At 47.4% G+C, this 26,668-nt stretch carries 31 protein-coding genes, 1 tRNA gene and 1 pseudogene; 17 read left to right on the forward strand and 16 right to left on the reverse strand.

All coding sequences use genetic code 11. The features are described 5' to 3' along the window. Positions 1 to 116 precede the first annotated feature (116 nt). The 5 genes from VJ249_11640 (at position 117) to VJ249_11660 (ending at position 4,840) form a co-directional block, all read left to right on the forward strand. Complete coding sequence (locus VJ249_11640) at positions 117 to 3,017, forward strand: hypothetical protein (GenBank protein ID HKZ95212.1); 2,901 nt, start codon at positions 117 to 119, stop codon at positions 3,015 to 3,017. Between the two features lie 194 nt (positions 3,018 to 3,211). Beyond that, entirely contained in the window at positions 3,212 to 3,427 is a 216-nt protein-coding gene (locus VJ249_11645; protein ID HKZ95213.1) for an AbrB/MazE/SpoVT family DNA-binding domain-containing protein, read from the forward strand. Between the two features lies 1 nt (position 3,428). Continuing rightward, the gene (locus tag VJ249_11650) at positions 3,429 to 3,827 is read left to right on the forward strand and encodes a PIN domain-containing protein (protein HKZ95214.1); all 399 of its coding nucleotides are present in this window, start codon (positions 3,429 to 3,431) and stop codon (positions 3,825 to 3,827) included. A gap of 416 nt (positions 3,828 to 4,243) precedes the next feature. Beyond that, positions 4,244 to 4,555, forward strand: coding sequence for a translation initiation factor (locus tag VJ249_11655; GenBank protein HKZ95215.1), 312 nt, complete (start codon positions 4,244 to 4,246; stop codon positions 4,553 to 4,555). A 45-nt stretch (positions 4,556 to 4,600) separates the two neighbouring features. Then, the gene (locus tag VJ249_11660; GenBank protein HKZ95216.1) at positions 4,601 to 4,840 is read left to right on the forward strand and encodes a hypothetical protein; all 240 of its coding nucleotides are present in this window, start codon (positions 4,601 to 4,603) and stop codon (positions 4,838 to 4,840) included. Here the strand turns inward: VJ249_11660 and VJ249_11665 are convergent. Then, positions 4,837 to 5,769, reverse strand: a complete 933-nt coding sequence (locus VJ249_11665; GenBank protein HKZ95217.1) for a transcription initiation factor IIB — start codon at positions 5,767 to 5,769, stop codon at positions 4,837 to 4,839. The genes VJ249_11660 and VJ249_11665 overlap by 4 nt on opposite strands. 326 nt (positions 5,770 to 6,095) lie before the next feature. Here VJ249_11665 and VJ249_11670 point away from each other — a divergent pair. After that, positions 6,096 to 6,205, forward strand: a tRNA-Gln gene (locus tag VJ249_11670). A 729-nt stretch (positions 6,206 to 6,934) separates the two neighbouring features. Here the strand turns inward: VJ249_11670 and VJ249_11675 are convergent. The 6 genes from VJ249_11675 to VJ249_11700 form a co-directional block, all read right to left on the reverse strand. Beyond that, on the reverse strand, positions 6,935 to 7,720 hold the full coding sequence (locus VJ249_11675; protein HKZ95218.1) for a nucleotidyl transferase AbiEii/AbiGii toxin family protein: 786 nt from the start codon (positions 7,718 to 7,720) through the stop codon (positions 6,935 to 6,937). Continuing rightward, positions 7,704 to 8,303 (reverse strand): hypothetical protein, encoded by a 600-nt coding sequence (locus VJ249_11680; GenBank protein HKZ95219.1) that lies wholly within the window; start codon positions 8,301 to 8,303, stop codon positions 7,704 to 7,706. Before VJ249_11680 ends, VJ249_11675 begins: the two co-directional genes overlap by 17 nt. Positions 8,304 to 8,576: 273 nt before the next feature. After that, a complete protein-coding gene (locus VJ249_11685; protein ID HKZ95220.1) occupies positions 8,577 to 8,948 on the reverse strand; it encodes a DUF1801 domain-containing protein in 372 nt (123 codons plus the stop codon). Positions 8,949 to 9,006: 58 nt separating this feature from the next. Continuing rightward, positions 9,007 to 10,980 carry a ferrous iron transport protein B gene (gene feoB, locus VJ249_11690; protein ID HKZ95221.1) on the reverse strand — a complete coding sequence of 658 codons (1,974 nt, stop codon included), beginning with the start codon at positions 10,978 to 10,980 and terminating at the stop codon, positions 9,007 to 9,009. Between the two features lie 2 nt (positions 10,981 to 10,982). Next, entirely contained in the window at positions 10,983 to 11,297 is a 315-nt protein-coding gene (locus VJ249_11695; GenBank protein ID HKZ95222.1) for a FeoA family protein, read from the reverse strand. Positions 11,298 to 11,573: 276 nt separating this feature from the next. Then, positions 11,574 to 12,089 carry an ECF transporter S component gene (locus VJ249_11700; GenBank protein HKZ95223.1) on the reverse strand — a complete coding sequence of 172 codons (516 nt, stop codon included), beginning with the start codon at positions 12,087 to 12,089 and terminating at the stop codon, positions 11,574 to 11,576. Positions 12,090 to 12,181: 92 nt separating this feature from the next. On the opposite strand from VJ249_11700, the gene nikR reads away from it, so the two are divergent. Together nikR and VJ249_11710 are read left to right on the forward strand one after the other, a co-directional pair. Next, the gene (gene nikR / locus VJ249_11705) at positions 12,182 to 12,598 is read left to right on the forward strand and encodes a nickel-responsive transcriptional regulator NikR (GenBank protein HKZ95224.1); all 417 of its coding nucleotides are present in this window, start codon (positions 12,182 to 12,184) and stop codon (positions 12,596 to 12,598) included. 25 nt (positions 12,599 to 12,623) lie between these two features. After that, positions 12,624 to 13,538 (forward strand): DUF1893 domain-containing protein, encoded by a 915-nt coding sequence (locus VJ249_11710; protein ID HKZ95225.1) that lies wholly within the window; start codon positions 12,624 to 12,626, stop codon positions 13,536 to 13,538. Here the strand turns inward: VJ249_11710 and VJ249_11715 are convergent. From VJ249_11715 to VJ249_11730, 4 genes are all read right to left on the reverse strand, one after another. Then, on the reverse strand, positions 13,535 to 14,275 hold the full coding sequence (locus VJ249_11715) for a ZIP family metal transporter (protein HKZ95226.1): 741 nt from the start codon (positions 14,273 to 14,275) through the stop codon (positions 13,535 to 13,537). The genes VJ249_11710 and VJ249_11715 overlap by 4 nt on opposite strands. Positions 14,276 to 14,364: 89 nt before the next feature. Beyond that, positions 14,365 to 15,480: a hypothetical protein gene (locus tag VJ249_11720; GenBank protein ID HKZ95227.1), complete on the reverse strand. Its 1,116-nt coding sequence runs from the start codon at positions 15,478 to 15,480 to the stop codon at positions 14,365 to 14,367. Between the two features lie 108 nt (positions 15,481 to 15,588). Beyond that, complete coding sequence (locus VJ249_11725) at positions 15,589 to 15,726, reverse strand: hypothetical protein (protein ID HKZ95228.1); 138 nt, start codon at positions 15,724 to 15,726, stop codon at positions 15,589 to 15,591. A gap of 71 nt (positions 15,727 to 15,797) precedes the next feature. Beyond that, positions 15,798 to 16,223: a helix-turn-helix domain-containing protein gene (locus VJ249_11730; GenBank protein HKZ95229.1), complete on the reverse strand. Its 426-nt coding sequence runs from the start codon at positions 16,221 to 16,223 to the stop codon at positions 15,798 to 15,800. 96 nt (positions 16,224 to 16,319) lie between these two features. Between VJ249_11730 and VJ249_11735 the strand changes: the two are divergent. The 3 genes and pseudogenes from VJ249_11735 to VJ249_11745 all read left to right on the forward strand — a co-directional run bounded on the left by VJ249_11735 (position 16,320) and on the right by VJ249_11745 (position 19,094). After that, positions 16,320 to 17,699: pseudogene (locus VJ249_11735) on the forward strand (NAD(P)/FAD-dependent oxidoreductase). 39 nt (positions 17,700 to 17,738) lie between these two features. After that, a complete protein-coding gene (locus VJ249_11740) occupies positions 17,739 to 18,338 on the forward strand; it encodes a hypothetical protein (protein HKZ95230.1) in 600 nt (199 codons plus the stop codon). 84 nt (positions 18,339 to 18,422) lie between these two features. Further along, on the forward strand, positions 18,423 to 19,094 hold the full coding sequence (locus VJ249_11745; protein ID HKZ95231.1) for a TIGR00289 family protein: 672 nt from the start codon (positions 18,423 to 18,425) through the stop codon (positions 19,092 to 19,094). Positions 19,095 to 19,119: 25 nt separating this feature from the next. Here the strand turns inward: VJ249_11745 and VJ249_11750 are convergent, their stop codons facing one another. Next, positions 19,120 to 19,560, reverse strand: coding sequence for a hypothetical protein (locus tag VJ249_11750; protein ID HKZ95232.1), 441 nt, complete (start codon positions 19,558 to 19,560; stop codon positions 19,120 to 19,122). 260 nt (positions 19,561 to 19,820) lie between these two features. Here VJ249_11750 and VJ249_11755 point away from each other — a divergent pair, with 260 nt between their 5' ends. Further along, positions 19,821 to 20,363, forward strand: coding sequence for a 50S ribosomal protein L15e (locus tag VJ249_11755; protein ID HKZ95233.1), 543 nt, complete (start codon positions 19,821 to 19,823; stop codon positions 20,361 to 20,363). A 67-nt stretch (positions 20,364 to 20,430) separates the two neighbouring features. On the opposite strand, the gene VJ249_11760 is transcribed toward VJ249_11755, so the two are convergent. Then, complete coding sequence (locus VJ249_11760; protein ID HKZ95234.1) at positions 20,431 to 20,892, reverse strand: pyruvoyl-dependent arginine decarboxylase; 462 nt, start codon at positions 20,890 to 20,892, stop codon at positions 20,431 to 20,433. Positions 20,893 to 21,045: 153 nt separating this feature from the next. Here VJ249_11760 and VJ249_11765 point away from each other — a divergent pair, with 153 nt between their 5' ends. Genes VJ249_11765 through VJ249_11775 form a run of 3 tightly spaced genes read left to right on the forward strand, consistent with a single transcriptional unit; the run spans position 21,046 to position 22,425 of the window. After that, positions 21,046 to 21,186, forward strand: a complete 141-nt coding sequence (locus VJ249_11765) for a ribosomal protein L13e (protein ID HKZ95235.1) — start codon at positions 21,046 to 21,048, stop codon at positions 21,184 to 21,186. Positions 21,187 to 21,244: 58 nt separating this feature from the next. Continuing rightward, complete coding sequence (locus tag VJ249_11770) at positions 21,245 to 21,697, forward strand: RNA-binding domain-containing protein (protein ID HKZ95236.1); 453 nt, start codon at positions 21,245 to 21,247, stop codon at positions 21,695 to 21,697. Beyond that, positions 21,694 to 22,425 carry an RNase P subunit p30 family protein gene (locus tag VJ249_11775; GenBank protein HKZ95237.1) on the forward strand — a complete coding sequence of 244 codons (732 nt, stop codon included), beginning with the start codon at positions 21,694 to 21,696 and terminating at the stop codon, positions 22,423 to 22,425. The genes VJ249_11770 and VJ249_11775 overlap by 4 nt, the downstream gene beginning before the upstream one ends. Positions 22,426 to 22,762: 337 nt before the next feature. On the opposite strand, the gene VJ249_11780 is transcribed toward VJ249_11775, so the two are convergent. Further along, positions 22,763 to 23,074 (reverse strand): hypothetical protein, encoded by a 312-nt coding sequence (locus VJ249_11780; GenBank protein ID HKZ95238.1) that lies wholly within the window; start codon positions 23,072 to 23,074, stop codon positions 22,763 to 22,765. A 225-nt stretch (positions 23,075 to 23,299) separates the two neighbouring features. Here VJ249_11780 and VJ249_11785 point away from each other — a divergent pair, with 225 nt between their 5' ends. Then, on the forward strand, positions 23,300 to 24,202 hold the full coding sequence (locus VJ249_11785; protein ID HKZ95239.1) for a cation diffusion facilitator family transporter: 903 nt from the start codon (positions 23,300 to 23,302) through the stop codon (positions 24,200 to 24,202). A gap of 41 nt (positions 24,203 to 24,243) precedes the next feature. Beyond that, positions 24,244 to 25,347, forward strand: a complete 1,104-nt coding sequence (locus tag VJ249_11790) for a pyridoxal phosphate-dependent aminotransferase (protein HKZ95240.1) — start codon at positions 24,244 to 24,246, stop codon at positions 25,345 to 25,347. A gap of 4 nt (positions 25,348 to 25,351) precedes the next feature. Here the strand turns inward: VJ249_11790 and VJ249_11795 are convergent, their stop codons facing one another. Continuing rightward, complete coding sequence (locus VJ249_11795; protein ID HKZ95241.1) at positions 25,352 to 25,825, reverse strand: hypothetical protein; 474 nt, start codon at positions 25,823 to 25,825, stop codon at positions 25,352 to 25,354. A 270-nt stretch (positions 25,826 to 26,095) separates the two neighbouring features. Beyond that, positions 26,096 to 26,668: glycosidase (locus VJ249_11800; GenBank protein HKZ95242.1), on the reverse strand; the 573-nt coding region annotated here is incomplete at its 5' end.

A 26,668-nucleotide genomic window follows, 5' to 3' on the forward strand; every position in this document is an offset into this window, starting at 1 on the left:
TTCCAATTCATATGTATTAAATCCGTCTAGCTCGGACATTCCAACAGGAACGGAAGACTACCAAAGGAAGGCGATGCTTAGACTACTCCAGACTCTAGAAAAGGCGCACACAGCTCATGTTGAAGAAAAAACCTAGTTCCAAGAACCTTTTCCTTTCACTTCGACTATTGCTCAGCTTTTTCATTCTTCTTGGGTCACTTAGCCCTGCCCATGGCAACGCAGACGCAACCTACTACGCAAGCGATTACAGCGTCTCAAATGGAACATATCTTTCCGGCAGCGTTCCAGCAAGTCTTCGAGCTGTTGACTCAGATTATTTCACCGTACAGAGCACGCCTTCATCAACGTCCAGTTCATCATACAATCCTATTAATCACACGTTGTTTGGCGGCACGGCTAATGTTTCAGGCACAACAGTGGATTTGGTCTCAGACAATAGCGTTCACATGGTTTACCGAAGTTATCCAAGCGCAATGTCCGCCCAAACTCTTTATGCGCATCAAGAAGCCACAACAATTGGAGGAAACCCGTATTACACGCAAAGACCTGAGACATCCGACTTAACTGGCACAAGCTTACCTGCTCCAATGGCTACGGCGGGAAGACAACTTCTGGGAAGATTCGTTTACCCGTTAAACGGCTTGACCTCAATACCTGCAAGCACTTGGACAGAGTTTTACAGGGCGTGGCGGGATTCAGATCCACGCATCGCTTTTGATTCTGTCGGCTCAGGAAACAACGGGGATGGAACCGCAACTATTACTTGGAATCACGTTGTAGGCACTGGAACCAACAGGCTTGTCATGATTGGCATTTCGATAAGAACCGTGACTGTCTCGGTTCTAAATGTAACTATAGGTGGGCAATCAGCTACCTTTCTCAGAAGCGATGTACGCGGCAACGAGGTTCGCGGAGAAATCTGGTATCTCGTCAACCCAGATTCCGGTTCAAAGATCGTTACTGTAACGCTTTCAGGCATATCTAAAGCAAGCGGAGGAAGCGTGAGTTACACTGGGGTTGCACAGACAAGTCCATTTGACAACCATCGAGGCGTGTCTTACGTTGGCGTAGATCCATCAATATCATTGACGACGACTAATAGTAATGATTGGATTTTCTCGAGTCTAGCCATTTCAGGAACAGCTGTGGCTGCAGCCCACGGCAGTAGTCAAGTGCATCGTTACTACGATATTGGAACGGGCGGCGGCGGGTCAAGCCGAGCTGGAACTGACGGGGACGACGAGCCCACAACCACCCCGGGCTTTTACTTGATGGGTTGGAACATGAGTTTCTGGTCCGACGTGATCGTGCAGGCAGTGGCGCTCAAACCAGCGCCTCCACCAGTTGGACACGTTGATATTGACATTCTGATTCTGAAATCGGATGGCACAATCCGCACAACCATTGCGACAAACACCGCAAACTCCGTGGATTTAACATCAACTCCAACAACGCTTACAGGAACCTACTCAATGGCAGCATACACTGTTGTAAATCAAACAGACTTCCTTGAAATCGACTATTATGTCGAAGTTACCGCAGCCACATCTGGCACAGCAGCGTACCTAAGAATAGACGATAATTCTTTGCCTGTAGCCAATCAAACAAGACTAGCCAACATCATGCTACCGAATGAATACACGGTTGAAGTCGAATTTTCTGGCCTTTCCAACACGTTTGCCTGGACGCAGATCAACTGGACCGTAAAAGGCGCATGGACGACTAGCACTGCAGCGGTCACGTTGCAGCTCTACGACTACGCTTTAAGCAGGTATCCAGCCGGCGGAAACGGCTTCATTGCTTACACGTCAAACGCGACTGCAAACACAGATGAAACAAGAACACAAGCGGTAACGACGAACCCTCAGCAATTCCGCGATGCCTCAGGCAACTGGAAAGTCAAGGTTAAGGGCGTAAAGACCTCAAACGCGCCATTCGACTTCAAAGCCGACTGGATAGAGTTCAGACCTACGCATTACAGTGAATATGCGGCGTCAACGGAATTCCTGTTTTCATCCATAACCAATGAAGCTGCCATGCAGCTTAACTTCACGGTTGTGAACGAATACGACATTGCAGGCGTCTCCGTCGCGGTTCAAGTCTGGAATTATTCATCCTCTGCCTACGTGAGCCGCGGTCAAGGCTATCTGAGGTACATGGCGTATTATGTAAACGAAACCAGAACGTTGAGCATAGACGCAGACCCGCAGGTCTTCACGCTGAACGGAAGTGCAAAAATACGCATCACAAGCCTTTCGTCAACCACGACCCGGTACCAGCAAAGGACAAACCAAATCAAACTCGAACGCAAGAACGCCGCAGGCACACTGTCGCCGCTCGGCGTGATTACAGTATTCCTGTATGCTTTGCCCGTGCCCTTTGCACTCGTATTCCTCTGGTGGCTGTTGCTCAAACGTAGGAAAAATGCTAGACCAAAAATTGGGAAGAAAATTACAGCGTTTTCGGAGCAGTTCGGGATGACCCATGAGCAGATGGCGGGCAGGAAGATGCTTCTGGAAGTTGACCCAGCATCTGACTACAACATGGCGCTTTCAGGCTTCGTTTCTGAGGCCAAGAACAGCGACGAGAAACTCTTCATCGTGACAAACCGGAACAGCGCATTGCATTCGGTGTTTTCGCCAGCTGAGAATCCCCATTTCCTCATTCTGACTTCAAAAACCAATTATCAGCAGCAAGTAAGCAAGAAGGAAACTCTTCTGCCCGCAAGTGATCTTTCCGTCTTGCTCAACGCCTGTGCCAAAATCCAAGAAACACAGTCGAATAAGACCGTCAACCTGCTGTTCGACAACGTCTCTGACATCATCCTCAGATGTGGTTTCGACAAAACCTACAAATTCACCCGCCTGCTCTTGGAAGCGCTCTCATCATCCAAAACCACAGCCCTGTTCGTGTTCATCCCAACAGCACACGAGCAAGAAGTAGCGTCATCAATCAGAGGCTTATTCCAGACACAGTTAGCTTACACTAAAGACGGACCAAAAACTGGGAATACATAGACCAAGCATCACATTTTCCGTCGGTTTGATTGTGAACAGGTGAAGTTTTTCTTTCAATTCCCCTTTTCTTGGGGTCCAGTGTACAATGGTTATCCTGAATATGCAATTTAATCCTACGTCATATTTGAAATAGGAAGATTTTTTAAGGTAGTACATCCATTTCTTATCTGAGGCAAAGGCACGTGCATAACGTCGTGAAAGTAACAAGAAGAGGACAGACCACGATTCCAGCCGAACTCAGACAAAAACTGGGAATAAGAGAAGGAGACGAACTAATGGTCGAAGCCACCGAACAAGGATTACTCTTCAAAGTGATTCCCAAACTTGAGGAAATGGCTGGCATTGACGCAAAATATGGCAAAGTGGAAGAGATCAAGAAAGAGATCGATAAACTGAGAGAGGAATACTAACTTGAAACTGGTCTTAGACACCAGATTCCTAACCGAGCACTTCTACTCTGACCAAACCGAAACAAAACACAAAACCACCAGGAAACTCAGAGAACTAACCGAAAAAAGAGAGGGAATACTGCCCACCGTAGTCATCTCCGAAATCATTCAGATAACATGCGAAAAAAGGGGAAAGGAGATGGCAGAGACTCGCTATCTGGCGCTGATGGAAAGCGGACTTCAAATCCAAAACCTAAACCCAGCAATCGCCAAACAAGCCGGGCTGCTTAAATGCCGACACAAAAACGTATCAATGGGAGACTGCATCATCGCCTCAACAGCCATCATCAACCAAGCAAGAATACTATCCGACGACCCCCACTTTGACAACATAGAGGAAACCAAACGCGTCTGGATCTGAAAGATAATTTTTCACTTTCAATTCCCCTTTGCTGGGATTTTCCTTGACTCCTTCTTCCGAAATTCATATCAGCCCACAACCGCCAACATGAAACAAACACATGCCAAACGTCACGCTTAGCAACATTAAACGTCACGCATAACTATGTTGAAAGTCACCACAAAACACGAGTAAACAGAGCCCACAACACCATACAAAAACAAGAACAGACCTCAAACCGCAACCAGAAAACTCCAACTTTCACCACAAAAAAATTTTCCCAGACTCATACTACACCCTCAGCTCCCAACTAACATGGAGTGACGCCAAGTTACGCCAAAGTGCGCTAAATCACGCTAAAGTACCAAATTGACGAAACCCAACCCTACACGATTACTCTTAAATACTCCACACAATATTCCTAACAACAGAGAACAATGCCTGAAATCTGTCCAACATGCGGATTACCAAAAGACATCTGCGTCTGCGGCGAAATCAGCAAAGAACAACAACGAATCAAAGTTCGTGTAGAAACCAGAAAATTCGGAAGAGCAGTCACCATAATCGACGGCATAGACCCAAAAGAAAACGACATGGGACGCCTAGCACAAAAAATGAAAACCTTCTGCGCATGCGGAGGAACCGCCAAAAGCGGCCAAATCATACTCCAAGGCGACCACCGAGACCGCGTAGCAGACTTTCTCGCGCAGCAGCTGGGCTACCCAAAAGACAACATAGAAGTACAGTAAGACAACCGATATCAGCAGGCGTAGTACAGGAGCCACACACAGTCCATGGGAATGCTCCGTAACTTCCGTGAAGTAGTACGAAACCTAAGACACAACCGCGCCTCACCCAAACTGTGTCCACGTTGCGGCAGCCCAAAAATACGACTTTCCACACGCTTCGACATGTGGCTTTTCCCAGAACAATACATATGCCAACAATGCGGCTACAAGGGACCAGTCACACTCGAACTCGAAGAACAAAAGGAAAACAAGGAAACAGGTGAAAAAGAAAAGGGCGGAGCCTAATCTGGCAACTCCAAGCCCAATTGACGCTTCAAACTCTTGTAACGGTTCCTAACCGTAACCTCAGTCACGCCAGCAGCCTCAGCAATGTCCTTCTGAGTCTTCTTCTCATTACTCTGCAAGCAGGCAATGTACAAAGCGGCAGCAGCCAAACCCATAGGATCTTTGCCAGAAGCCGCACGCCTCCTCTTAGCTTCATGAATGATCTTGATAGCCAAGCCCTGCGTCGGACCACTAATGCCCGTGCGCTCAGCAATCTTAGACACATAAGTCATGGGATCAGCAATGGGCATCTGCATCTCAAGCTCGCGCAGCAACAATCGATAGCAACGAGCCACGTCCTTCTTGTCAACCAAGCTGGCTTCAGCAATTTCACGTAAGGTCCGAGGGGTCTCGGTGTTGCGACACGCAGCGTACAGAGATGCAGCAGCGATAGCTGCGATTGATCTGCCTCTCACCAAACCCTTCTCTAAAGATTTGCGGTATACAACAGCAGCCTTCTCCTTAATCGGCCCAGGAATGTACAGCTTGTCAGACAGTCGATCTAACTCAGCCATAGCTTGAGCCAAGTTGCGGTCAACAGACGAATGCACACGAGAACGAATCTGCCACTTCCGCAAACGCCACATCTGCAAGCGAGTGGACAACGGCAGTTTGCGTCCAAAAGCGTCTCTGTCAACCCTTCCGATGGCTGTGGACAAACCTTTATCATGAACCGAATACGAGGTAGGTACGCCGACACGGCTGCGGGATTCCTTCTCCTCCTGCGTAAAAGCACGCCACTCAGGACCCTTGTCCAATGTTTGCTCATGCAGAACTAGGCCACAATTGCTGCAAACGGTTTCTCCACTATCGTAATCGTGAACCAGACTTGTGCTGCCACATTCGGGACATTTGTCCGCGAGTCTGGGCTTTGCCTCTGCCTTCGCCACGGTCATTCCCCACTATATACGCTGAAAAGGCGAGAAAACCGTCACCAAGCGAGAAGTTCAGCGAGAACTTACGGGCTTAGAATTCGTCCATCTGGCCCCGCCGTATTTTGATTCTTAGGAAAGGTTTAAATATATAAACGTTGCGATTTCCGTAAACATATCAATTTTACACTTTAAGTCCTAATATTGATGGTAGTCTTTTACAATTCATCTCTCTACTCCATGACGGTCTTATCAATGATGATATCATTCACAAAGTTGGAACCAGCCTGACTCATGAATGATTTATTAGTATGATGCTGTCAAATTGTGTTTTAGCCCGGTGCAGCCCGGTCGAGGCTAGTGGAGAAAGCTTCTGCTAGCCGCCGACTCTAGCGGTCAAGGATGGCGGGCTCTGGACCCGCTGACGAGAGTTCGAATCTCTCCCGGGCTACCATTCTGCATAGGTGGATGGGTGTACGTTGAGTGCTGAAAAATTTTTTTGTGGTGAAAGCTCGGCTTTTCTGGTTGCGGTTTGAGGTCTGTTCCTGTTTTTGTATGGTGTTTCTGGCGCTGTTGGCTCGTGTTCTTGCGTGACGTTCAATGTTGGTATGCGTGACGTTCAATGTTGCTATGCGTGGCATTTGCCTATGTTGGCTGATGCTCTGTGGGAAAAGAAATTTAGAAAGAAGAAGGCACCATGCCCCTTATACCTTCTTCTACCGGTGTTGTGGTTGTGTGCGTGGTGGTGTTGACTTGCGCTATTGTTTCATCATCATCACGGGTGGGTCTGGCTGAAGCTGTATGGACATCGTCGTCAGAGTGTTCCCGGTGACATCAACGCTCAGAATGTTGCTGGGGAGCTATGGCTGTTCTGAAGTTGTTGTTGACTAGTGTAGTGCTTTGCCCTCAACAACTTCTTGTATGTTGGAGGCGGTTTTCTTTTCAGATGTTATTAACTCTAGGTTAGAAACCGTAATAATACCGAGGGGCTTTAGGTTTAGAAGTAGTTGTCTGCGCCGCGTGTACGTTGACTACTACTTCTTTGCTGGTTTGCGGTTGGTAGCTGTGGGCGTGTGGGTGTGATGGAGTGTGGTTTAGGAGTTTTTTTGTGGCTTGGGCTATCTTGAAGTAATCAGGAAGCAACGGTGAAAGATCAGGCGAGTGGTAGAAGCGGATTGACGGTTTATCTGAGTTCGGTTATTGCTCTTGAGATTTCGTGGGCGTCGACTCCGATGATTGTGGATACTTTTTTGATTTCTGTTTTTGTGAAGGCTTGTGATGTTTTTCTTGCTTTTTCAGGTGCGTAGATGAAATATAGTTGGTTTTTGAGTTGGCTGATTTTTGTGTTTGAGTGCCAGAGTAGGGCGTAGATGTCGGCTATGTCTTTGATTCTTTTGTCTTCTTTGTCGCGGTTGATGACGGAGTTAAGTTTCATCGCTAGGAGCACGTGAGTTTGTGGCATTAGTATGTTGATGCCAAATAGTTTTGTTGTGATGCTGAGTTTCTTGGTGAAGACTAGGGAGAGAAGGGGTTCGTCGATGGGGACAAATCCTAGTGTTGGTTTGATTTTGGGATGTATGTAGTCTACGATCAGGTCCACGTAGAGGCGCAGGATTTCGTATTGTTGGAGTCTAGCCGACTCTCCTGGAGTCAACTCTTTTCCAGTTTCTAGGGTGAAGTCTTTGGCTAGCCTGAAGCTTATGGGTTGGAATCCCATGTTTTCGATTTGCTTGAGCGCGTTGCAGAATTCTGATTTTCTGAGTTGTTCTTCTGACAAGTTTTTGTCTATGTGGAAGCCTATGTCGATGTCTCTTGATCCGATGTAGTTTCTGCCTGTGGCTTTTTCGAAGTTTTGGTTCACAGTGTGGTAAGCTGCCCAACCGCCTAAGAGGCAGGCGTTGCCTTTGACTAGTTTGAAGATTTTCTGTAGGTATTTTTCTGCGGTTTGTATTTCAGCTGATTCGTACAATGTTCATTGCGACCTTTTCGAGTAATTCTTGTGCTGCCTCAGTGCATACGCCGCCCTCTTCTAAGAGGTCGACAATGAGTTGTGGAGGTGAGACGATTTTTAGTTCTCTTCGTTCCAGTGAGCGGTAGAATACGTGGCTGTCTGCTATGAGTAGTCTTAGGTTGCCTTTTCCAACGAGGCCTTCTTGTCTTATGAGCCGGTGCCATAAGTCTTCGTCCTCGCGTCTGATGTATAGGTCGGTGCGTGAGGGGAAAAGAAGGTGTTGGACTAGGTTTTCGGCTCGATAAGTTGTGAGAGCATACGGCAGTTTAATTGTTCTGAGCAGATTGAGCGGGTCTTTGTGCATGTATTCGATTTTTTCGGGCTTTGTTTTGACTTCTAGCCAGTATTTGATAAGGCCTTCGTAGTCTTTCACTGTTGTTTTCTCTACGAGCCCTTTTGTTTGGAGTTTTTGTAGGAATTCGTGGACCCATGGGAACGTGCATTCGGCTTCTTTGGCGACTCGGTACATCGTGAGCGCGCCGGTTGGCTCGTTTAGGAGTACCCGTATTATGCGCTCCCGCACGGTGCCTCTTTGTTTCATGGTGTTCATCTGCGATATATAGGTAAGGCATATAAACACAGCGTTTTACCGATATATAGGTAACTCTGCGATTTTAAATACGCTACCTACATAGGCTCCATCGAAATCGGATTTACTGTGAAGTTCTTCGTTGCAGAGTATCAACTGACCCGTTTGGATAAGGTGCGGTACCGTCGCGTACCCTGAAGACATCGTCGGCTTCAGCATTAAAGAAGCACTGGGCGGACAGGGGGTCTTCAGCTTAAACGTAATGAAATAGCATATGTTTTCGAATTATTTTCTCTTTGACTCGTTCTCTTTTACTCTGAATTTCACAATTTTCTTCACAAGATCAAACGGGATCGGTTTGCTTAATGGAAATTGGGCAGTCCCTCTGCTTGTCTTAAAGGGAGATAACTCTTTTTTGAAAGCTTTGATCCCTGATGAAGTGGGATAAAAGCCGACATGATTCTTGTATGCTGCGAAATGCACCAAGTGCCTCCCATTGAGGTCAAATGTGGGTATTCCATAGCTTATGGTTTCTTCAGCTTTAGGTGCTGATTCCCTAATTACCCGCCTAAGTTCCTGTAAAACATCTCTAACATTTTTCGGGAATTTAGCGACATATTCATCCATGGTTTTTGATTGACTTTTTGATGTTGCCATGTCTTTTCGTTAACTAAAGTTTCTGAATAAAGTTTTCTGAATGAAATGTGGAAAACTTTCAAACTATCTTAAACATGCCCAGCAACCTGAAGAATACTCCGCCTAATGCGACTGCGAAGGCGACTTCGAAGATCGTTATGTACAGAGTTGTTTTCCATCCGAATTCCTTCTTGAGCATGAAGAAAGTGGCGACACAGGGAACATAAATCATGGTTACAAACGCGAGAACAATCATTTGAGTTGGAGTGAAGACTTCTGCAAGGTTTGCTGTGCCGAACAAGATTGCAGGCATGATTACCACAAGTTCTTTGCGCACGACTCCGAATAGGAGAAGCACGCTTGCGATTGCCGGGAGACCAAGCCACCAGACTGTCACAGGCGCTAGCAACGTCTCAACAGGTTTAAACAAGCCTGCAAACTGCATGACAGCGAGAAGTAGACCGCCAGCCATGTAAATGGGAAAAACCATGTACAATATTGACTTGATCCGTGCCCAAGTCTGAACCAACACAACACGCTTTGACGGCACACGCAAAGAGGGCAACTCCATTATCATGCCCATCGACTCGCCGGGAATCGCTTTGAACGCCAATCTACCCATCAAGAAAATTATTACCAGATCAATCAGGAGAAGAGCGAAAGCCCACTGCAGGTTCACAAAAGCCGCCACCAAACCCAACACAACTATGATACGCGCCGTGCACGGCACAAAAGTTACAACAAAAGCCGCAGTCAGACGATCACGCTGAGTCTCCATGATTCTGCAGGAGTAGCACGCGGGCACATTGCAGCCGTACCCAAGAATGATAGGTATGATTGCTTTCCCATGCAACCCCATCTTATGCGTCAAGTTATCGAGCAGAAAAGCAACTCTAGGCAAATAGCCTGAATCCTCAAGCACCGTGAGAAGCAGATAGAAGGGCAAAACATAGGGCAAAACCAAGGTAACAGCCGCCACAAAACCGCCGACTACACCTTCCCAGAGAACGCTTTCAGCAACACCCATTGTTTGGGGTCTGAAAATGTTGAAGAAGTCTGACATGATTTTTGACGCCAGACCACCGAACCAGAATATAGCGAGAAACACGGAGAACATGACTGCCAACATCAAGATGTAACCGAAGACTCTGTGAGTTGCCAATTCATCGATTCTATCAACTAGAGTGCGTTTTCTCATGGGCGTGATATGCTGTACTTCTCTCGTGATTCTGTTGGCTACGGCGTATCTTTCAGAAGACAACACCACAGAGCAAGACTCACCGTGAATCCTCTCGATCTCTCTGGCAAGTTCCTGAGAAGCAGCAACAACTTTGCCGTTCACCTCCTGAACATGCTTTCGGATTTCTTCGTCGGCTTCAAGCAGTTTCAGAGCAGCAAAACGCGGCGAATATGTGAGCTTAGTGCCTCGCAGAAGGGCTTCCAGCTGCTCCACTCTTTCCTCAATTTCTTTGCCGTACCGAATTTCCTTTGGCTTTGCATGCATCTTGCCCTGAGACATGTTGATGGCATGTTCCACAAGCTCGTAGACGCCTGTTCCCCTGATGCCAACGGTCGGAACCGCCGGCACACCTAGGAATTCACCCAGCCTTTTTTCATCGATGTTTATGCCCTTTGCCTTGGCTAAATCAGCCTGATTCAACGCAATGATCACTGGAACCTGCATTTCCAACAACTGCAGCGTGAAAAACAGGTTCCGCTCCAAGACACAAGAATCAACAACGTTTACCACAACATCGGGTTTCTCAAACGCTATGTACTCACGGGAAACAAGTTCCTCTAATGAGAAAGTTGAGAAGGAGTAGATGCCGGGTAAATCAACGATTTCAATGTTCAAGCCTTTGAACTGCAGACTGCCTTCAGCTCTTTCCACAGTTTTTCCAGGCCAGTTGCCCACATGCTGATGCAAGCCTGTCAGACAGTTGAAAATGGCACTTTTACCAACATTTGCGTTGCCAGCCAAAGCAATCGTTAAACTGGCTCTTTGTCTCCCAGTTCTATTTTTGGAGGAGTCAACCGTGTGGCAAGAAGACACAGTTAACTTCCCTTCGTCTTAACCAAAATGCTCTGGGCAATCTCTCTTCCGATTGCCAACTTGCTTCCTCTAACCACGATCTCAACAGGACCGTTGAAAGGCGCAGTTTTGACCACGCAGACGCTAGTCTCAGGGGTCAGTCCCAGATCTGCCAATCTTTGCGCTACCCTCGGGCTTGCTTTGACTGCAGCTATCAAACCTCTCTGACCGGGGTGAAGCTCAGTGACAGGAATGAGGATTCCATGTCTGTGACGACGCCGATGCCTTCCTCTTCCAAAACCTACGTTGTCTGGTTCGCGCGATTGAAACAGCCGCATATGTTGACCCTCTGCAGGTAATCCTTATGTGGAGTTATCAGCGAATACACTCAACCTAAACTACGAGCATTCGCACATTTAAGATTATCTGCTATTATCGAATGCATGCAGAACGCGCTCGTAACAAGCGTGCGGATCAATCTAAGAAAGAAAGAGGATTCCCAGCTTTGGCCAGAAGTCTTCTTTGTGGATATGAAGAGCGCAACTAACGTCTTCAAGCCGCAGGTTTCAACCAAGTTCGTAAGGAAAGCTAAGAAACCAAGGGCAAGCAAGACGCTATCTGGCAGAGACTTGCTCTACGATTTTTGTTCTCCTTAAGTAGCGAACAATGACTTCTGCCAAGGCTGAACTTATCACTGCTTCAACGGTCAGAGTCACCATTATAGGCACGACAATAGCCCAAGCCTCCTGAGGCGCCCTCTGCAAAGAAATCGTGAACCAAAGATAATCCGTAACAGCCACATACGGCGCCTGAACAAGCCACGCCAACACTCCTGCCAAAAAAGGTCTAAATCTCTTGCCGAAGATTCCCGTTGCCAATCCAAGAATGGCCAGACCACCGATTATGAATGGAATTTGAGCAACGAACAAGCTCATGTACAACGCGCCAACGGCTCCTGTTATCAGTCCGCCAAACGGTCCCGCCAAGATCCCTGCTACGAAAATCGGCAGTTGAGTGAAGTGCACGGTGAGCCTCGGGGCTATGGGCACGGCTATAGGCGGAATTGATAAGATGTTGGCTAAGGCTGCCATCAAGGCTATGAGCGATAGCATCTTTGTTTTCGTTGCCACGCAACAACCCCCGCTGTGTATTACGAAAACTATTTCTTGTAATACGCTTATTAAGGCTTTTCTAAGAAGTACTAGATCGGAAGTGATGCTCTATGGTTCAAGACGTGGGCGCGAGAAGGCTCAGCGTTTCCCTTCCATCCCCCCTTGTAAAAGAGTTTGACACAGTTTGGAAGAGCATGAAATATACTGATCGATCAAAAGCAGTTCACGACGCTATTCGAAACTTCATAACTGAACACAAATGGATGCAAGAGGAGGCAGATGAACTCATGGGCGCCTTGGTTCTGCTCTACTATTTTGACAAGCCCGATTTACTGAACGCTGTTATGCGGATCCAACACGAGTTTGAAGATATCATAGCATCCAGCATGCATGTTCACCTGACCAAAGATAAATGCCTAGAGATAATCGCGGTAAAGGGCAAAGCTGAACACGTCAAGAACCTTATGCAAAAACTCATGGCAAAAAAGGGAGTAAAACAAGTCAAGCTCGCAGCAATAGCACCATAGAACCGACCGAGCGTGTGAAACCAAAATGACTGCACAAAAACGCAATTGGGAAAACCTGAAGGTAATCATGCACACTGCTATCGACCTTCATGGCCATTTTGGTCCGTTCTTAGCTCTGGGCGTGCGCATGGGTCTCGTTGGCTTACGAGAGCTTGGCGTGAAAAAAGGCGATACACGACTGCACGCTACAGTTGTGCTCAAATACGTTGCCCCCATCTCATGCATCCTAGACGGAGTTCAAACGACCACAAAATGCACTGTCGGGAATACAAGGCTGACGTGGAAAGAATCCGAAAGAATCGGCGCCACGTTTCAACTCAGCGATAGCAGACGACGAGTCACAGTCTGGGTTAACCCCGAGGTTTTAGAGGAATTGAAGCATAAACTTGCCCGAAAACCATCCGACAAGGCGACTCGCCAACTTGGTTGGGACATTGCATCTAGAACAGATGCGGAACTCTTTTTGAGTGGGAAAGAGTCTGGCAATTCTTACACGCAAGAAAGTGAACACCCGTTGCGCGACTTGGACATAGCAAAAGATCGACTGAGAAAAAGCGATAATGCTCTAGTCGTCGCCAAGCATGGGCAAGTTCTGTTCGAGACAAGCGCATCTGGAATCCGAGGGCTTCTGACAGCTCTTGAGAGAATAGGAAAAGACATGAAGAACTCTGCGGTGGCCGACAGAATCGTGGGTGAGGCCGCTGCACAACTCTGCGCTTATTCCCATGTTCGCGAAGTCTACGCCGTCACCTTAAGCCAATGCGGAAAAAATGTGTTGGAAAACAACCACATAAACCATGAATACGAAAACCTCGTACCCCACATCCTGAATATGAAGAAGACTGACCTTTGTCCCTTTGAGAAAATTGTCGCTGGGAGCAAAACACCCAAGGAAGCCTACGAACGCCTGAAAGAAGGAGCAATGACTGTCTCACGTTAGTGGGACGGCAGAACAGTCTCAAGGATATACATCAACGCAATCCCCGCTAAGAGGGTAAGCAACTGTATAACCGAGTCCTTTGCTTGGGTTCTCTTGTGGAGTTCCGGCATAAGGTCAGTTGCAGCGATATAGATGAAACCTCCTGCTGCGAATGGAACCAGCAGTTCAGGCAGGCTTTGAACTTGCGAAGCCAATATGTATGCCACAAGCGCACCAGCAACCGCGGTTAGAGCCGACAGAAAATTATAGATCATCGCTTTCTTTCTTTCAAGTCCTCCATATACTAGAACGCCAAAGTCGCCCAGCTCCTGCGGAATCTCATGAAACACAACTGCTAAAGATGTGGTAAAGCCTATCGAAGCGGACACCAAGAAGCTGGCAGCGATTAACGCTCCGTCCACGAAATTGTGTATTCCATCTCCAATAAGGTTCATGTACGCAAAACTGTGAACCTTGCACGTTTCGTCATGACAGTGCCGCCAGTACAGAAATTTCTCCATCACAAAGAAGAAAACTATCCCGGCAACTATGTATAGCCAAATGGCTTGCCCAGTTTCAGCTGCCTCCGGTATTAGGTCAAAGAAAACCACACCGATCAACGAACCAGAAGCGAAGCCGACAAGCACCATCAAGAGGCGTCCGACAATCGCTTGTTTCAACCCTACAAAAAGGATGCCAATAAAAGATACAAGGCTGACGATGGTAACAGAAGTCAGAATCAAAATCAGTTCGGCCATGGGTTATGATCCTTCCCTAACGGAATCTTCGTCCCTGTTTATTATGACTAACGGTCACAACAGGCTTGGCTGCTTCTATTTTGAAAGCCTCAATTCTCTGCCTTCCTGATTACGTCTCTGATTGTTTCTTGAACCACATTAACAGATTCGATAGTGTTGACTAAGTAACACGGTGCAAACTTGAACAGCCGTTTGAAGAAGTCCTGTCTGATCTCAACCTTTTCGGGGGTCCTAACGATCAGGTACGGATTCAGAAACTGTTCAGGCTGCGTCGTCAGATAGTCAACAGCCTCATTCATGTCCAGTTGTCTCATAAGCTCTGGATCGTTCTTGTCTCGCTTCAGCAAGATGACTTTTCTCACTCGTGTTGTGTCTACAAACTTGTCGGCGCCTGATATCCAAACGGGATCTAGCATTGCTCGTGAATATTCATGTGCAATGTAAGGATCCTGCATCATTTTTTCAATGGACGATGGATCCACACCTTTGGTTTTGAGAGCGTCAGCATCTGCTAGGCTCAATGGTTCGACGTTTTCCAACTTGCATTTGTCGAGTAGCTTCCTGATCTCTGGAAACACTCTAACTATGTTTGTGCGCAGGTAGAATTTTCTCTCGCTTATGTCGGCACTGGCTCTTCCTCTTACTCCTCCAATGAATCTGACATACAGCCAGTCGTCACTGTGCAGACGGGCACCTTCCATCTTCAGCAATGCATAGCTGTGAGTTGACTTGCCTGTACCTGTTGGCGCGATCAGGACTATGCCGTTGCCGTTGACTTCGATGCAACTACCATGTATGCTGTGAATGTCATGCTGGTCTTCAGCTATGTCGCAGGTTATGCCCAATGCCCAGCTTTTCACTTGCCCATAATACTCAGTATTGAAGATTATGGCCGTCTTGGTCTCTGGATTGTAGTAGGCGTGTGGTTTCCCTCCGTTGAACTCAGGGTCCAGAACTGCGTAAAGGCGACCGTGCGATTTTATGTCTAGATTCATGGAGAACCAGTTTTCAATCCAGAAATCGTACAAATGCTCGCTATTGGTGAACAGTTGAAGGCAGAAGCCGTCGATGTTGGCCTTCCAGCCGAACCACTCATTGCCTAACGCTTCCTCGGCTTTTTCGACAAGTCTATCCCTCTCTTTCCTGTTCACAATGCTGCTTTCGACTCGACCTCTGGTGCTCGTGATCTTATTGTAAGTGTGCATTGCCATTTCCTCTTCTGATTGGTCTCTTTACATGTGCGAATTGTTTTATTCTTTTCGAAAATATCACTCAAAGCGACTCGACGCTGCGATCAACACACGCGACCTTCTCTAATCATCGAGAACTTCGATCATTGACTGCCCACAGCATACGGGGGATTTTTCAGTGCATCCAATGGGATGATCGCAGCATGCCTCGAATTCGGCAATCGCAATCTTACTGCATTTCTTACACTTGAATTTGGGCAAGAACGGCACCGTTAAGCGTTTTAATCATCGCTCAGATAGGCGTCCAAGTTCTTGGAACAAGCTAATCAAAGCTAGACCGCAGAATAATAAAGTAGTGGCAGCGCCAGCAGAACCGTGTTTTTTCCCTTTGTTGTCAGAGAGTATTCCACCCTTAAAGGCGGTTCTGTCTCCACTTTTCTCCCGATGTAGCCATGTTGCTTCAGGCTTTTCAGTTTATCCGACAACGTGCGGGAGTTCACACCGAGAATTTTTTTCAAGCCGCTGAACCCAACAGTGTTTTTCAGGAATAATGTGTAGAGTATTTCAAGGTTCCACTTCTGAGACAGCAGAGTGAAGCTTTCTTCCAAGCTTTGGATTACCGCCTTTAAGTTTTCTAAGCTTAGTTCTTGGTGCTCGAGTATGCGCTTAAGCGTGTCTTCTATACCTCTCAAAGTCTGCTCCATCCGAGCCTCAACGAGTTTGCGAAGCTCATTGTTCAATGTAAGCTGTGAGCTCACTGCCCCACACCTAGTGTGGTCGAGGTTACTTCATGATTTATAAGAGTTTACCTAAGCAACAAGGTATAAAAAACACATCAGGCTTTCAGAAGGCGGCTTGGCATGAAGAAGTTCGATGTGATTGTGGTCGGCGCAGGAACCGCAGGCTCGATGACCGCCAAAACAGTGGCTAAATCTGGCCTAAAAGTATGCCTCATCGACAGAAAACCACGCGCCGAAATAGGCGAGAAAGTTTGTGGCGACGCTGTAGGTAAACATCACTTCGACCGATTGGGATTATCTTACCCAAGCGGCGAAGAATTGCGAACTCGAATAGAAGGCATCAAAGTCTATTCGCCAGACATGCAGACGGTCTTCACAGTCAAAAGTGCAACGACTTACGGCTTCATCTTGAACAGGCATGCTTTTGGGCAAAGACTCCTGAACGATGCAATAGATGCTGGAGTTACGCTAATGGACTCAACAATTGCACTGCAACCTGAAGTCAAAGACGGCTTCACAGTTGGAATCACATCAAAAGACATGGAAAAAGACGCCACAATCGATTTGCGGAGCAAAGTGGTGATCGATGCCAGCGGCTTCACAGCTATATTGCGCAAAGGCTTGCCCCAGGAACTAGGAATCGACCTAAGCGTGAAAAATGAAGATGTGGAAGCCTGTTACAGGGAGATTAGGCAACTTGAAGGCGACGACTTCAACCCTCAGTTCTGTGAGATTTACCTAGACCAGACGCAAACTCCCTGCGGCTACCATTGGATCTTTCCAGAAGGCGAGAACAGAATCAATGTGGGTTTGGGCGTAGCGATGATTAAAGGCTTCCCGAATCCAAAAAATCAGTTCTACCAGAAGATACTCCCGAAATCCAAGTTTAATAATTCAACCATGATCAAAGGCGGAAGCTGGTACGTGCCGACCAGACGACCCCTAGACTGCATGACTGGCAACGGCATAATGGTAGTCGGCGACTCAGCATGTCAAGTCAACCCCATCCATGGCGGAGGCATCGGTCCATCTCTGATGGGCGGCAGCCTAGCTGGAAAAGCCATTGCCAACGCTCTTGAGAAGGATGACGTGAGTCGCGAGGGTTTGTGGCAGTACAACGCAGATTACATGAAGGGTTACGGAGCCAAGCAAGCAGGCTTAGACATCTTTCGACTATTCCTGTTGAAAAGCGTGGGCAACGAAGAAATCGATTACGGCATGAGGTACAGACTCATCACAGAAGACGATCTGTTAAGGGTAAGTGAAGGGCAAGACCTCCATCTGAGGATATCGGATAAGACGAGGCGAGCGTTCTATGGCTTCGGGAAGCTGTCGATGCTCCGCCGATTGCGTGACACAGCCAGTCTACTTAGGAAAATGAAGACTCATTACTCAAACTATCCAAGTTCGCCCGACGGTTTTAACAAATGGCTTGGAATAACTAATGCATTGATGAAGAAGGCAAACGCCCGCCTTAGCCGCTCGAAAACGTAATAAAGCATACAGTTGTGTTAGGCTTGGACTTTCGCTTAGATGAAAAGAAGTCTTGTAGCTCAGAGACTATTGAAGCGACTCAACGAGAAGGTTAACCAACAACTCACCATCAGGAAAACACTGATTCTAGGTGTGGTGCTGAAGGGATTACCAATAGCTTATGGCTTAGCCAGAATGAACAGAACAATTGGGAATTTCGTGCCTCTAGTGGCGCAAAGACACATTTACATGCAACATCAAATTGAATCGTATTTTCCAAGCCTAGAATGGATAACCTACTTCTATGAACTCGCAAAGAGAGCGGAGTGCGTCTTAGTTGTTGATGATGTGGTAAATACGGGCTTCACGCGTCAGAAAGTCGAGGGCATAGTTCACTCGTTGGCCCAGACGCATGAAAACGCTTTCCCACTTCGGTTTGCTTCGCTGATCTTGAACAGGAAGAAACTCGCTAATCCCTCTTTCGTTCACCCAAGTGACATCTTTGCGTTGGAAGTCAACGCTTGGGATGTTGAGTGTGACTGGGGGGTGATGAAAGTTCCATTATGGAATCTTCCAGTTGAGGAAGCCCTCCAGCAATGTGAGAGCTATTATGAGCAGTTTTGGCTCAAAGAGAAAAGATGGGCGACGGTCTATTATTAGGTGCTGGCTAGGAGTAAGGCCGTAGCCACTTTCATGCTGCAACTTATTAGCGTGTATAAGACATCAAACTAGCGGTTGTAGCCTTTGAGAGTAGCCGTTCTAGTCACAGGTGGAAAAGACTCTGTGTTAGCCCTGTGCCGAATCTTAAAACAAGGTGTTGAGGTGGTAAACCTGATAACAATGGTACCACAACGACCTGACAGCTGGATGTTCCATTACCCGAACATTCACTTGGCAGATTTGTTCGCTGAAGCTGTGGGCATTCCATTGATCAAAGCTGAAACGTCTGGTGTAAGGGAAGCGGAACTCACAGATCTCAAGCAAGTGCTCGCCCGACTTTCAGTTGACGCCGTGGTCTCAGGCGGAATAGCTTCGCATTATCAAAAGGAACGCATTGACAGAATATGCCTAGAGTTAAACCTGAAGCATGTTGCTCCACTGTGGCATGAAGATCCATCAAATATACTGAAGGAAATAGTCCAGTTGAGAATGAAAACCATTATAGTTGGTGTTTACGCTCACGGTTTTACGTCAGAGTGGCTTGGAAGAAAAATCGACACAGAGACAATCAACGAGTTAGTCGAGTTGAACAGAGAGTTTCAAGTTTCGTTGGTTGGGGAAGGAGGCGAATACGAAACCCTAGTCTTAGATGCGCCTTTTTTCAGGAAGCGAATCGAGTTAACCGAGACTCAAAAGGTATGGGAGGGCGCAAGCGGCTACTTGCTGATCAAGAAGGCGACTCTGGTGGACAAATAGAAAAAAGGAGAAAGGAGAGTAGGATTCAGGCATTAAACTTTGGAACGTTGATTTCCACTGGCTCATAGTCCTCCAGCTTCCCTGCTAGGAAGCTTTCGTAGGCTGATAGGTCGAGTAAGCCGTGTCCGCTTGCGTTGAAGGCTATCACCTTCTTCTCGCCTGTGCGTTTGCAGTTTAGAGCCGCGTCGATGGCGTATTTCAGGTTGTGCGCGGACTCAGGCGCAATGATCATGCCTTCTGTCCGTGCCAGAATGCGCGCGGCTTCGAAGACTTCGTTTTGGTTGTAGGCAACTGAGCGCATGTATCTTTTTTGGATGAGGAATGATATTGCCGGCGCCATGCCGTGGTAACGTAAGCCTCCCGCGTGGATTGGTGGGCAAGCATATTCGTGCCCTAGTGTGAGCATTTTGAGCAAGGGGGTAATCTGCGCCGTGTCTCCAAAGCCATATGTGTAATGGCCTCTCATTGCAGAAGCAAAAATCCCTGGCGAATTAGTTCCCAAGTTTCTAAAGGTAAGAGGAGTCGAGAAAGTCTCAGTCTACTAATCTTCAAAAAAGCCGCTTGCTGCAGCATAAGGAAAACCGTAGGGTAACGTCGGAGAAGCTCGACTTTCTTAAAAAGGTTTATTAGTTGTTTTTTCGTATGCTGGGTTCAAGCCGTGTACGGACGCTGAGTCCGTTAGGATGTAACCTTTGAGGTTGAACTGTAAACAGGAGCTGAACTAGTGTGGCCTATAAGTATCTTGCCGAAGCGTGGAACAAGCCAGAAGACTCTTTTGTCAAAGACTTGATGAAGCAACGTGTTATCAAGTGGCGCAGAGAACCCGCTGTGTTGAGGGTTGACAGGCCTCTTCGTTTGGATAGAGCACGCAAGCTGGGATACAAAGCCAAACAGGGCTACATTATGGCGCGCGTGAGAGTGCGGAGATCCGGATGGAGACGAGAGAGACCTAAAGCTGGCCGTCGACAGAAACGTATGGGTGTTACCAAGCTTAAACTGGGGAAGAGCCTTAAACTAATCGCTGAAGAACGCGCAGCGCGAAGATTCCCCAATCTGGAGGTTTTGAATTCCTATTGGGTTTGGCAAGACGGGCTCCACAAGTGGTATGAGGTAATCATGGTTGACCCTAATCATCCAGTCATCAGAGCTGACAACAAAATAAACTGGATCACCAAAAAAGCGCAACATGGACGGGTTTTCAGAGGTTTAACCAGCGCTGGCAAAGAGATCCGCGGGCTTCATCATAAAGGTAAAAGCAGAGAAGCCTAGACACTCTTAGCCAAACGGACAGATGAGAAAAAAGAAAGCAAGCGTTTGCCTGTGTAAAAATGGCTTCTTACTTGTAGTAGACTAGAGCGGAGATTACACATCCGTAGTTGTCCATGGGCACTCGTTGGACTTCCATACGCTTTTCAATGGGGCCGATCTGGATGCCTCTGATTTTCGCCATTTCTTTGATTTTCCAATCTAATGTCTCTTCGAGAGCTTTCTTGTCCATGAAACCGTGAGCCTCTGCAACCAACCCGTATCTCTTGCTGCGCGCCCAAGCCCAAGCGATTCCCGCACCGATAGTTGTGCCCTCGTCTCCATCCATTCTGGCTAACACCGCAAATGTGACTGCGCCCGCATCAATATTGTGTTTTTCAACTTCAGCGCAGCCTTTAGGCAGAATCGAACTCACACACACAAGGTTGCATTGACCGATGCCAGCTTTTTTGAGAGCGAGGTCGAACGCGTTCAGTTCCGATACAGGGCTTACTGCTTTTCCGCTCGTAATGAAGAATTCTTTCGGAATCATCCCTGTTTTTCAATACCTCACATTTCTAAATACTGCATGCACACAAAACTTGTTTAATAATTTTGCGGTATGACTCTAGTTAATTTTAAATCAGAACTTGAAATCAGTAGATTTTGGTGACAGGTTCTGAGTGAAGAAGCAGCTGCAACAACTTTGAAAAAATTCGCCAAGACTCACAAGGACAGAGTCTTCAGCAGAGAGGAACTAAGAGAAGCTGGGCTGGATTTTCGAGCGGCGTTGAAACTGAGCTTGCCTGTTGACACTAGGAGAAAGAGTAACACAGGGAGAATGTGAAGGCTCTTAAGCAGTTGTTGCGCAAGAAGTAAACCTGAGTTGCAGGAGCGTGGTCTATTTGTCTAAAGCAGCGCTGCCGGTTTCTGAGGTTGACATCAGCTGTTTTGCTCACGCTACTGAGGACGAAGACAAAGTGTTAGATGCTTTGAGACATATCTTGCCTCCAGAACATGTTGAGAATATTTCCTTCACAAAGAACGCGGCTAAAGGACACCATGGGAACCTCATTGTGGTGTTAGAGGCGAAAATCAAAGACAAGAACATGGTAAAGGCTGTGGTTGAAACCTTTGCATCTGGCTTAAACCCTTTGGACAAGAAGACCCTGATGACCCAGATTGGCAAGCATGTTGAGAAAGGCAGTTTCTACCTTCGTTTGGACAAACAGGCGGCTTTTGAAGGCGAATTTAGGCTAGCTTTGGCTGACCCGATTCGTGTGCGTTTGAGGTTCAAGAAGAGCCGGTTTGAGGATGTTGTTGAGATATGCCGTGAAATCGGGATGCTTCCTCGATGAGATTCGTTGACTTATGCCTCTGCGCACCGTGGACTAACCTAGAACAGGCAAAACGTCTGATTGCCAAATCTGCAGAGCTAGGCTACAGTCAAATTGGGGTGCCGCTGCCAGCAACTATCAGGGAAGAGGCTGTTAGCCAAATGCGCCAAATCAGCGAAGAAAACGGTTTAGACTTTGTAACAAGATTAGACCTCGCTCCGAAAAGCCCAGATGAACTGCTTGCGGGTCTGCGACGGTTTAGGAGCAAGTTTGAGGTTCTGGCTGCCATATGCAATTCGAAAGTTATGGCGAGACAGGCGGCTAAAGACCGCCGTGTTGACTTGCTGTGCTTTCGCTCTTTGGATCCGCGGAAACGGTTTTTTGACAGGGCTGAAGCTGAGCTGGCTTCAGCGTCTGGTGCAGCTCTTGAGATTTGCCTAGCGCAGATGCTCAGCAGTTTAGAGGTCAACCTTAGTGTGGGCTTTTTTTCGCGGTTGCGTAGAGAAGCGTCGATTGCAAAGAGTTTTCGTGTGCCCATTGTGTTTTCAAGCGGTGCTTCTGAGCCCCTGCTATTGCGCAAGCCTCAGGATTACGCGGCTCTGAGTCTGCTGTTCGATGTCGATGCTTCGTGCGCACTGGAAGCCTTGTCAGTGAATCCTGCGGGCGTTGTGGAGAGAAATAGGAGGAAGCAAAGCTCAGATTATGTGGCACCGGGTGTGCGAGTTGTCAAGGAGGCACGTGGGCGTTGACTAGGCTTGTGAGAAGACGCTATCTTGCCCTCAAGATTGACAGCGAAGAATCACTTGAACACAAAGCGGTATCAGACGCCATTTGGAGTGCGGTCTTGCGGTTGTTCGGTGAGGTCGGCGCAAGTCAAGCAGGGCTTTTCATGGTTAGATCTGACACGCAGAAAGGCCATATTGTGTTGAGATGCTGGCACAAAGCTTTGCCGATGGTTAGGGCGGCTATCGCTTCGATAACTATCATAGGTGGCAAGCCAGCAGCCGTTCATGTTCTCCGGGTGTCTGGAACTCTTAAGGCGTTGAGCAGAAAAAGTGGGAGTATCGTTGGAAAGGAGGGCAGTGCTCACGGGAATGTGAACAGCCATTTTAGGAAGCCTATGAAGAATAGCCCCATTGATATGATGAAGAAGTAGATTGTTAGTTTGTACATTAACTCTTTCTTGGCGAAGTTTGTGGTGAACAACGTTCCCGTTGTGATTGTGGCTATGAAGAGAAGTGTGTCAATTCGGCTTATCATATACCATAGTGAATCCCAGAGTGAGCGGATGCTACCCGGATAAGAGTAAGGCAGTGCATAGCCAATAGACGCGAAGAACATGATGATGGAGATTATCAGAATCCATTTTACATTCTTCTGTTCTTCCAGAAAGATCACCAACTTACTATTTGGGCGTTGAATGCCGAAAAGGTTTGCGATCTCTGAAAAGAGTTATCTCTGGCGATTCGTGTATTGTTTCTTGGGGGATGATGTCGCCGTCCCAGTCTGATATTATGCAAATGAAGACCAAATTTGACAGACCCCTCTTCAAATTTGCGAACAGTTGAAATAGTGTTTCACAATTAATACGTAAGTCAAGTTTGGGGCGTTGAACACGGAAAATTGGGGTCAACTTCACTCTTTAAAGGCGGAGAAGTCGCTGAGAGAGCCTTCGCAGTTTCTTTGCTAGTTGGCATAGTTGAAGTCATTGTAGGAGTCTCTTCACTAAGCCTAGCATTAATTGCTGACGGCGTGCAGTCCTTCGCGGATGCCTTTGTATCTCTGATCGTCTGGATTGGTCTACGCCTGTCCAGAAAGGCTCCAGATGGCAAGTTTCACTTCGGGTATTATAGGGTTGAAACCTTCAGTAGCGTTGTGGCTGCCTTCTTTCTAGTGGGTCTGGGCGGGGTGATTCTTTATGAGTCTTATTTGGAATTCCTGTCTCCGACTCAAATAGTGAATGCAGAGCTGGGCATGGCGGTTGCGCTTGCGGCAACCGTGATTGCTTCGTTGCTTTTTGTGTACAAACGTCGAGGCGCCCAGAAGTACTCGTCGCTGGCTCTTAAGGCAGATGCGACGAACTCAGTTAAGGATGTGCTGACGTCTTTCACTGCCTTCTTTAGCCTAGCATTGAACACATACTTCGGACTTGGACAAACAGACGCGGTTGCTGGAGTAATAATATCGTTCTTCGTGTTCAGCGTCTCTTACTCAATTGTTAAAGAGGCTTCACTGGTCTTAATGGATGCGTGCCAGTGCGGTGACATCCTCGCCGATATCGCTGACATAGCTAAAGGTGTGAAGCATGTCAAAAGTGTGCACAGCATACGCATGCGAAAACTCGGCTCCCATCTGATTGGCGACCTGCACATTGTGGTTGACCCTGACATGACCGTGAAAGAAGCTGACAAGATAGCAACGCAGGTTGAAGCACAGGTGAGACAGGAATTCGACGAGATAACGGAGATAAAAGTGCGCATAGAGCCACAAGAACCTGCAACGGAAGACAGTAAAGAAAAGAGATAAGCCATAAACAGCCTTTAACGTGAAGCCGAGGCGCATAGACGATGAGGCATCAGTCGCTTTATTTACAATGGTATGTCCAAGTGCCCAAAGTGAAATATGACCTCCGCTCCAGCGGCATAGCCACATTCAAATACAATCTGGCTTTGGGAGAGGTTGACCTCAGCACGAACTATGCGCGTGGCAACCCGGAAACCGTGGCGCTCTTGGCCAAGAGGTATCACGTGGCAGCTGAAAACCTGTTCATTTCAAGCGAAGGTGCGTCAGGTCAGAATGCCAGAGTCATCAGAGTGTTGAGGGAGAAGAACCCGAGCAAGAAAGAGGCGGTGGTTGAGTTTCCAACTTATGAGCCGCTGCTGAGACTGGCGCAGGAGCATTTTCCGATTGTCAGAAGGTTGGAAAGAGAAGAAAGCGAAGACTACAGGTTGAATGTGGGCAGGCTGCGCAAAATCGTTTCCTCAAGAACAGGGCTTCTGGTGCTGACCAACCCTCATCTGCCAAGCGGAGCTGTGTCCAATGCAAGTGAGCTGAAAGAAATCATGGGCGTTGCCCGAGAACATGGTTTCTACGTGGTGTGCGATGAGATTTACGCCGAGTTCAGCAGAGAGGCTATTCCAAGCATTTTCTCAGTTGACAAGAAGCTGGGAATTGTCACTACAGGCTTTTCAAAGGCATATGGGCTGGGCGGGTTGAAAATGGGTGTTGCCATAGCCGACGGACAGCTTATCGACGAGTTCTACGCAGACACTCTGAGTACAGTCGGCGTTTTCTCAAACATCGTTGACATCACAATGACAAAACTGTTAACTGAAGGATACGAAGCGATGGAACAGAACAAGCAAAAGTACTTAAGGCTGAAACAGGACGCCCAAGAAATACTGGACGAAAAAAGGTTTGAGTACTTTCCAAACGATTTCTGCATAACTTTCTGGGTCAAACTGCCAGTGAAGGATACGCACCGATGGATAAACGAGCACACGATACCACGCCATAGCTCAGCTGCTGTTCCCGGAGCCTTCTTCCTCTTCAGAAACGACAACAAGTTGGCGAAGTCAAACATGATAAGACTGGGCTTGGGCTACGTGAACCCAGATAAACCCAACTTAGATGAAGCCTTCAACGTTCTGCAAAAGGCGATCAAAGACTAACATGCTATTTCTTGAGCTGAGGAATCGTGCCCAGTTCACTGAAAAGGTAGTCTCGGTCTCCTTTTTCCTTAATCTTCTCTCCAGCTTCTTTTGCCAACTGCAGGTATTTCTCGCATTCAATTTGCTGTCCTGCAACAGCGTGGGCTCTCGCTACCGCTTCATAAGCGAACGCTATGTCCCAGTCTCCGATACTGTTGGCTTGACAGATTTCTAGGCATCTTTGGGCATGGTACAATGCTTGTTGCGGTCGGTTTAAAACGGAATACACGCGACTGATCTGCCATTCGCCGCGTTCAAATTCCAAAGGCGTGCCGATTTCACCCCAGTGAAAACGAGAAGCATGGGTGGCGTGAACCATTTTGTCGTCATCGTCTTTGGTTCTGTCTTTCTTGTCCATGAGAGTCCAAGTCAAGTTGAAGAGATCAACGGCGAATTTTTTGTGAGCTTCTTTCTCAGTGTATTTTTTCTCTTCACTCATTCTGCAGCCTTCCGTTTTGTGCGGTTTATCCTAGGTGGGGAGATTTATATGTTTTTTCTTAGAATATTTCTGAGAATGTTAAAGTGCGAAAAAGAGTTGAGCAGTTAGTGGACTGGGGGGGATTTGAACCCCCACCGCAGTGGCGATATCTCCCGCAACTCCCTTTTTTTTCTATTGTATGCTTTCCTGTGAAGGATCGTTGGGATGTGAACCCGGGTGATGTTTCCCGGGCGCGCGCAAATTCGGGTGAGCGTTTGGTTAGTTGGAGTTTTATTTTTTGGGCATTAGTTCGTTTAGTTCGTATGTTGCTACACACATCACGCTGTCGGCGCCTCCGTAGTACACCAAGACTTCGTCGTTGATGAGTACGTTTCCGCAGCTGAATACTACGTTGGGTACTTTGCCGAAGCGTTCGTAGTCGGTGACGGGTGTTAGTATGGGTGTTTTGGGGCGGTAGAGAATGGTTTCAGGGTTGTCCCTATCCAGCAGAAGTACGCCCAACGAATAGACTTTTTCGAAGCTCACGCCATGATAGATAACGAGCCAGCCTTCGTTGAGTTCGATGGGAGTTCCAGCAGTCCCGACCTTCCAGCAGTCCCAGCTTCTCGTTCTCGGTCTCATCAAGACTCTGATGTCATACCATCGCTTGAGGTCGTCGGAGTACGCCACACACATGTCTGGTTCCAAGCGGTGAAACATGACGTATTTATCATCGATTTTTTTGGGGAAAATGACGGCGTCTTTGTTGCGTACGCCTCTGAACGGCAGCAGTCGTTCGTTCCATCTCCACTGTTTGCTCAGGAAATCATCGACTGAGATCGACGTTAGGGAGATTTGGTAGAG

This window comes from Candidatus Bathyarchaeia archaeon (assembly GCA_035283685.1).
In the GTDB taxonomy this organism is placed as follows: domain Archaea; phylum Thermoproteota; class Bathyarchaeia; order Bathyarchaeales; family Bathyarchaeaceae; genus DATETJ01.

Coding starts and splice junctions, on each gene's coding strand:
- VJ249_11640 (HKZ95212.1), top strand. CDS start 117: ATGTTGAAGAAAAAACCTAGTTCCAAGAACCTTTTCCTTTCACTTCGA.
- VJ249_11655 (HKZ95215.1), top strand. CDS start 4,244: ATGCCTGAAATCTGTCCAACATGCGGATTACCAAAAGACATCTGCGTC.
- VJ249_11660 (HKZ95216.1), top strand. CDS start 4,601: ATGGGAATGCTCCGTAACTTCCGTGAAGTAGTACGAAACCTAAGACAC.
- VJ249_11680 (HKZ95219.1), bottom strand. CDS start 8,303: ATGAAACAAAGAGGCACCGTGCGGGAGCGCATAATACGGGTACTCCTA.
- VJ249_11685 (HKZ95220.1), bottom strand. CDS start 8,948: ATGGCAACATCAAAAAGTCAATCAAAAACCATGGATGAATATGTCGCT.
- VJ249_11695 (HKZ95222.1), bottom strand. CDS start 11,297: ATGCGGCTGTTTCAATCGCGCGAACCAGACAACGTAGGTTTTGGAAGA.
- nikR (HKZ95224.1), top strand. CDS start 12,182: ATGGTTCAAGACGTGGGCGCGAGAAGGCTCAGCGTTTCCCTTCCATCC.
- VJ249_11710 (HKZ95225.1), top strand. CDS start 12,624: ATGACTGCACAAAAACGCAATTGGGAAAACCTGAAGGTAATCATGCAC.
- VJ249_11715 (HKZ95226.1), bottom strand. CDS start 14,275: ATGGCCGAACTGATTTTGATTCTGACTTCTGTTACCATCGTCAGCCTT.
- VJ249_11720 (HKZ95227.1), bottom strand. CDS start 15,480: ATGCACACTTACAATAAGATCACGAGCACCAGAGGTCGAGTCGAAAGC.
- VJ249_11740 (HKZ95230.1), top strand. CDS start 17,739: ATGAAAAGAAGTCTTGTAGCTCAGAGACTATTGAAGCGACTCAACGAG.
- VJ249_11750 (HKZ95232.1), bottom strand. CDS start 19,560: ATGAGAGGCCATTACACATATGGCTTTGGAGACACGGCGCAGATTACC.
- VJ249_11760 (HKZ95234.1), bottom strand. CDS start 20,892: ATGATTCCGAAAGAATTCTTCATTACGAGCGGAAAAGCAGTAAGCCCT.
- VJ249_11775 (HKZ95237.1), top strand. CDS start 21,694: ATGAGATTCGTTGACTTATGCCTCTGCGCACCGTGGACTAACCTAGAA.
- VJ249_11790 (HKZ95240.1), top strand. CDS start 24,244: ATGAGGCATCAGTCGCTTTATTTACAATGGTATGTCCAAGTGCCCAAA.
- VJ249_11795 (HKZ95241.1), bottom strand. CDS start 25,825: ATGAGTGAAGAGAAAAAATACACTGAGAAAGAAGCTCACAAAAAATTC.